Here is a 6,289-nt window from a genome sequence, read left to right on the forward strand (position 1 = left end):
CCAGATGGATCCCCAGTTCGAGATCGAGTGCCAGATCCTGGCCCAGTCCATCGACGGCATGGACTACTACCAGATCCTCAAGATCGCGCAGGGCGCGACCGGCGGTGAGATCAAGCGGGCCTACTACCAGGAGAGCCGCGCCTTCCACCCGGACAAGTTCTACCACCTGCCCGACGACGACCTGAAGCTGAACGTCCACAAGATCTACAAGCGGATCACCGAGGCCTACACGATCCTGCGGGACGCCGAGGCCCGGGCGAAGTACACCGCCGACATCAACGGGCCCGAGCGCGCCAGCAAGCTGCGCTACACCGAGGCGAGCGAGGCCGAGCTCAAGAAGGCCAAGGAGGAGGAGACCGGCAAGACGCCGCAGGCGCGGCAGTGCTACCGGGAGGCCACCCTGGCCATGCAGCAGAAGCGCTGGCAGCACGCCGAGCGGCAGCTGAACATGGCGCTGATGTACGAGCCGGGGAACACCCTCTTCAAGGAGAAGCTGGAGGAGGTCCGCAAGAACCTCAAGGGCAGCTCGTCGGGCGGCTTCTCCATCCGCTAGAAGACCCGGGCGATGGTCCTCGACCTCATCGCGCTCGGCGCGATCCTGCTCTTCGCCCTCATCGGGGCGATGACCGGGGCGCTCTCCCAGGTCGTCCACCTCCTGGGCATCGTCGCGGCCTGGGCCACCGCCCGCTTCGTCGGCCTGGCCATCGGCCCGCGGATCGCCGCGGAGCTGAAGATGCCCGCCATCGTCGGGGTCGCCCTCTCGGCCCTGGCGCTGGGCGCGGTGGCCTTCATCCTGGTCCACGTCTTCGGGCGCTGGCTGCTGCGCCGCCTGCAGGGGACGCGGGGTCCGGGGCCGGCGGACCGCGCGGCCGGGGTGCTCCTCGGGGCCGTGAAGAGCGCGGCCATCGTCTGGTGCCTCCTCTCGGTGCTGGTCTTCTTCGACCGGCCGCTGAAGGGCCTGGGCTGGAAGATGGATCTGGCCGGCTCCGAGGTGGCGGGCCTGGTGCGTCAGCACAACCTCCTGGCCCACACCGGACTGCCCCTGCCCGAGCTCGAGCGGGCGCTCTCCGGCGTCCGCCAGCGCACCGGCGGCGGGGCCGCGGCCTCGGCCACCGGGGCCGGCCCCCTGCAGGGGAGCAGCGCCGCCGAGTCGAAGGCCGCCCGGGAGCTGGCGAAGGATCCGCGGATGCGCCGCCTGGCCGCGGATCCCCAGGTGCAGGAGGCCCTCCAGAAGGGGGACTACGTCACCGTCCTGCGCCGGCCCGAGGTCCTCGAGCTGCTCGCCGATCCCGACGCCCGGGCGAAGCTGCTGCAGTTCTCGGCGGCGGGTGGTGCTCCCTGAGTCCGGGAGCAACTTGCGAGGGAGGGGAGCTGAAGCCTAGGATTCCAGGTGGAGGACGGGGATTCCTTCAGCAGCGAGTCGGACGCATCGGGCGGTCTGCGGTGAGTCCAGGAAGGGCATCTTGAGCGACCACCCCCCCATGGACGACGCGCCTGCCGGCGCCGCCGCCGCCGATCCGAGCGCCGCGGCCGACGAGCTCGCCATCGACCTCGACGCCCCGGAGGAGCTCACCCCGGACGGCGTCGTGCCGCGCTTCCGCGGAGGGCTCACCCTCAAGCGGAACTCGGAGGGGGGCACCTACGACGTCCACGATCGCCGGAGCGGCAAGACCTTCACCCTCTACGAGTTCGAGGTCTCCGTGGCCCGGATGCTGGACGGGGAGCGGCAGGTCTCGGTGCTCATCGAGGATGCCGGCCGCCTGGGAATCCCGGTGGACCTGGCGGGCCTGCAGAAGTTCGTCCGGCAGCTGCACGCCTACGGCTTCCTGGCCGCCCCGGGAGAGGGGGAGGAGGAGGAGCCGCCCGCCTGGGAGGAGCGGCAGCCCTGGAGCGAGGAGACGCGCACCCTCTTCCGCAGCGGCGTCCGGATGATGCGGCTGGGCCGCCCGGACGACGCCCGGGGTTATTTCGAGGCCATCCTCGACAGCGATGCAGCGCACCCCGAGGCGATCGAGATGCTCGAGATGATCGAGGAGGGCCAGTCGCTGCGGTCCGCCCCCATCGGCTCGACCCGCGACCACAGCCAGGGCTCCCTCAAGCCGATCGGCGAGAAGGGGCGCTCCCTCTGGCCCCTGGTGGCCCTCGGCTCGGTCCTGATGATCGGGGCCGTCGCCATCACCTATCTGATCGTGAACCGCGCTCCGACCGTGGCGGCCCTCGCCCCACCCCCGGCGCCAGCTCAGCCGGTGACGCCGCCCCCGCCGGCGGCCGAGCCCGAGGCGCCCCCCTCCGCGCCAGCGGCCGCCCCCGATCCGGGGACCCCCACCGGGGAGGCCGCGCCCGCACCCGAGCCGGAGCCCGAGCCCGAGCCGGAACCGGAGCCGGCGCCGGCGCCCGAGCCCGAGCCGGAGTCCGCGGCGACGCTCCGGGAGGTCACGCGCCCGGTCCTGGTCGAGCTCGGTGCGCGGACCGACGGCGTGGTGGGCTGGAAGGCGAAGAGCGGCCGCAAGGTGAAGAAGGGGGCGCTCCTCGCCACCCTCCGGGGCGGCCTGCGGCCCAACCCCCGGCGCACGGCGGCCGAGAAGAAGGTGCGGGAGCTGGAGCAGATGGCGAAGCAGGATCCCGCCTACCAGGAGTTCCTGGCCAAGGCCCGCAAGGAGCGGGATCGCCTGCCGAAGCAGATCCGCAGCACCCTGAAGGTGAAGGCGCCGACCACCGGCATCCTGGAGATCCTCCAGCCGAAGGGGAGCGTCGAGAAGGGCGCGGCCCTCGGCCGGATCGTCGGCAACAAGGGCTGGTGGCTCCACGCCGAGCTCTCCGGGCCGGCCCCGGCGGCCGGGCAACCCTGGGTGGTCGCCGGCGAGAAGGAGGGGCAGCGCTCCACGGGCAAGCTCCTGCGGGTGGGGGAGGGGGAGGACTCCCGCCCGGTGATCATCGTGATCCCCGCCGGAAAGGCCCACGCCTGGCTGCGGGGCGCCGATCCGACGACCCTCCGCCTCGAGCCCGGACCCTGAGCCCTTCGAGTCATCGCCTCATGCGTCGCCTCCTCCTGCTCCTCGCTCTCCTCACCTGCGTCCCGGCAGCGCACGCCACGACGGGGGACGCCAAGATGGCCCTCCTGGGCCTGCGGCCCACCACCGACGCCAGCCGCGCCGAGACCGACGTCCTCGAGCTCGGCCAGGCCCAGCGCCTGCGGGACACGGCCTCCAGCGTGCTCGAGGCGGTCTCGGGCACCCACATGCTCGACCACGAGACGATCACCCAGCTGCTGGGCCGCTCCTACCTCGTGGACCTCTTCGCCTGCGGTGAGAGCAGCGCCTGCGTCGAGAAGCTCTCCCGCCCCCTGATGAAGCACGGCGTGCACACGGTGATCGTCGGTGACTACTACCAGGTGAAGGCCGGCTACCGGATGCGGATCCGGGTCATCGACCTCGAGACGAGGCGGGAGCGGGCCACCGTCGAGCTGGACCTGCCCCTCAAGGATGCCACCAGCCTCCCGGTCTGGCGGGAGAGCCTGGCGACCCTCTTCGACGACACCGGGTCGCTGCGGATCGTCACCAACGTCGAGGGCTACGCCTGTACCCTCGATGGGGCGCCCTGCGACTTCCTGGAGCCGGGGCTGATCGCCGGCGTGAAGGAGGGGGAGCACCTCCTGGTCCTCACCCGCGCGGGCCACAAGTCCGCCACCCAGGGCGTGAGCGTGAAGCGAGGGGTGGAGCAGCGCGTCGTGCTGCCCCTCGAGGCCCAGCCGATGAAGGTGCAGCGGGCGCCCGATCCCAAGATGCCCCTGCCGGCCTTCCCGGAGCCCAGCGAGGAGGTCGAGGTCATCCCCTTCGGCTACGTCCGCCTCCTCCTGGTCGCCGACGATCACAACAGCGGTGATCTCGAGGACTTCGTGGTCGACGCCGATCCCTCCCGGGAGAGGGAGCTCACCCTCACCGGCCTGCCCATGCCGGCCCTCCTGGGGGTCGGCCTCCAGAGCCCCCAGCTCGACTCCGGCTGGGTCCTGCGCGGCGGCGTGGCCGCCGGCTTCATCAAGACCTCGGTGCCCGAGCTGGACTCGGCCTACGCCGAGGCCGAGCAGGAGGACTGGGGCACGCGGGTGGTGCTCGGCCTGGCCGGCAGCATCGTCAACAGCCTGGCGGCGGGCACCCAGACCCTCCCCGAGGGCTTCGGCGATCTGGCCCCCACCATGGTCGGGGTGCAGCTCACCCAGACCCTGGGGCCGATGGTGATCGAGGCCTTCGGCGGCCGCTTCCGCAGCCAGTTCACCGAGGACGGCGAGTGGTCCTCCGGCTCGGCCAGCCCGGCGCCGACCTTCGCCCTGCGCCTGGCCTACCTGGACGAGGACCGGGTCGGCAGCCTCTACGGCGAGGAGCAGCCCCTGACCCTGTCGATCTCGGGAGCCTTCACCCTCCTGCGGGTCGGGGTGGGAGAGGAGGAGTGGGTCGACGCCACCTTCGTCGGGGCCACCCGCCCGGTGATCGAGGACCTGCCCACCTGGCTCCTCTCCGCCGAGCTCTTCGTCCCCTTCGGCCAGCGAGGGAGCCTGGCGGGCGAGTTCTACCTGGGCGACGGCGCTCACCTCTTCGAGGGGGCGCTGCTCCAGGGCCACCGCTTCGATCCCACCACCGGCCTCCACTGGCAGCTGCGCGCCGCCGGCGGCTGGCTCCAGGTGATCTGGGCCTTCACCGACACCCTCGAGCTGCGCCTGACCGGCGGCCAGGAGCAGATCGTGAACGGGCTCCAGCTCGGCTTCGATCCGGCGGAGGGCACCCCCATCCACTGGAACCGCCTCGTCGCCCTCGGCGCGGTCTGGAGGCCCTTCGACAACCTCTCGGTGGGCCTGCAGCTCCACCGGATCGACACCAAGTACGATCGCGGGCCCCGCACCGATCTCCACGGCGTCGCGCTGGCGACCCAGCTCTCGTTCTAGAGCGCTAGCCGGCCAGGAGGTAGAGCCAGGCCACCCCGAGGGCGGTCGTGAGGAGCCCCAGCGGCAGCCCGACCTTCAGGTGATCGAGGAAGCCCAGGCCCCCGACCTCCCGGGCGCTCTCGGCCACGATGATGTTGGCCACCGAGCCCAGCAGGGTCAGGTTGCCGGCGAAGGTCGAGGCCACCGTCAGCAGCTCCCAGGCGAGGGTCGCCTCGGGCAGCGCCTCGACCTGCTCCTGGATCACGAGGATGAAGGGCACGTTCGAGACGACGTTCGAGCCGACCAGGAAGATCCCCGCCGTGCGCGCCCAGCCGCCGAGGCTCTCCATCCCGCCCGGCGCGAGGGGCAGGCGCTCGAAGGCCCAGGCCGGCGCGCCGCTGCGCAGGAGCCCCTCCACCACGATGAAGAGGCCGGCGAAGAAGAGGAGCAAGGAGAAGTCGATCCGGGACCAGAGCAGGCGGGTGTCCCGGCGGTGGAGGAGCATCAGGGCGACGAAGCCCGTGGTCGCGGCCCAGGCCAGGTCCGCGCCGGCCGTGTAGGCCAGCGCCGTCGCGCCGATCACCATCAGGGTGAGGGCCGAGCGGCGGCTCACCGGGGAGGGGCTGCCCCGCCCCGCGAGGGCGGCCCGGCCCAGGACCTGGCGGAAGAAGAGCCAGAGCAGCCCGTGGTTCAAAGCCAGGCTGAGGATCGCGAGGGGGCCGACCAGCAGGAGGTGATCCCGGTAGGAGAGCCCGCCCAGGACGGCGCAGAGCATGTTCTGGGGGTTGCCCACCAGGGTGCCGACGCTGCCGGTGTTGGCCGCCGTCGCCAGGGCGAGGAGGAAGGGCAGGGGAGGCAAGCCGTGGCGCTGCACGATGCGCACCACCAGGGGCGCGCCCAGCAGGCAGACCGCGTCGTTCGTGATGAAGGCGCCGAGGATGCCCGCGCCCCAGACGATGATCCCCAGCAGGCGGGCCGGCGTGCGGGCGACGCGGACGAGGGTCTCCTCGATGCTCTCGAAGAAGCCGTCGAGGGCGAGGAAGGCCCCCATCCCCATCACGCCGAAGAGGAGCAGGATCGTCGGTCCGTTGATCGCGCCGATCGCGTCTTCGGGCGTGAGGACCCCGAAGACGACGCAGGCGACGGCGCCGAGCAGGGCGCCGGCCGGACGATCCAGGCCGAGCCGCGCCACCCGCCGCGCGGAGATCAGCACATAGGTCGCGACGAAGATCGCGATGCCGGGCCAGCCCATCCCCTTCCTCCCTCAAAGCAAAACGGCCCCCCGGCAGAGCCGGAGAGCCGTTTGCGTCAGACGAGATACGAATCGATCAGGTGGTCGAGTCGTTGTTCTCGGAGAAGTCCTTGAGGTTCTTG

At 71.9% G+C, this 6,289-nt stretch carries 5 protein-coding genes; 4 read left to right on the forward strand and 1 reads right to left on the reverse strand.

Going from position 1 to position 6,289, the window contains the following annotated elements; genetic code table 11:
• Window positions 1–4: 4 nt before the first annotated feature.
• The 4 genes from P1V51_24185 (at window position 5) to P1V51_24200 (ending at window position 4,936) form a co-directional block, all read left to right on the forward strand.
• On the forward strand, window positions 5–553 hold the full coding sequence (locus P1V51_24185) for a DnaJ domain-containing protein (protein MDF1566153.1): 549 nt from the start codon (window positions 5–7) through the stop codon (window positions 551–553).
• Between the two features lie 12 nt (window positions 554–565).
• A complete protein-coding gene (locus P1V51_24190; GenBank protein MDF1566154.1) occupies window positions 566–1,342 on the forward strand; it encodes a CvpA family protein in 777 nt (258 codons plus the stop codon).
• Window positions 1,343–1,463: 121 nt separating this feature from the next.
• Entirely contained in the window at window positions 1,464–3,014 is a 1,551-nt protein-coding gene (locus P1V51_24195) for a hypothetical protein (protein MDF1566155.1), read from the forward strand.
• A gap of 20 nt (window positions 3,015–3,034) precedes the next feature.
• Entirely contained in the window at window positions 3,035–4,936 is a 1,902-nt protein-coding gene (locus tag P1V51_24200) for a hypothetical protein (GenBank protein ID MDF1566156.1), read from the forward strand.
• Window positions 4,937–4,940: 4 nt separating this feature from the next.
• On the opposite strand, the gene P1V51_24205 is transcribed toward P1V51_24200, so the two are convergent.
• The gene (locus tag P1V51_24205; protein MDF1566157.1) at window positions 4,941–6,167 is read right to left on the reverse strand and encodes an SLC13 family permease; all 1,227 of its coding nucleotides are present in this window, start codon (window positions 6,165–6,167) and stop codon (window positions 4,941–4,943) included.
• Between the last annotated feature and the right edge of the window lie 122 nt (window positions 6,168–6,289).

It is taken from the genome of Deltaproteobacteria bacterium (assembly GCA_029210625.1).
In the GTDB taxonomy this organism is placed as follows: Bacteria; Myxococcota; Myxococcia; order SLRQ01; family SLRQ01; genus JARGFU01.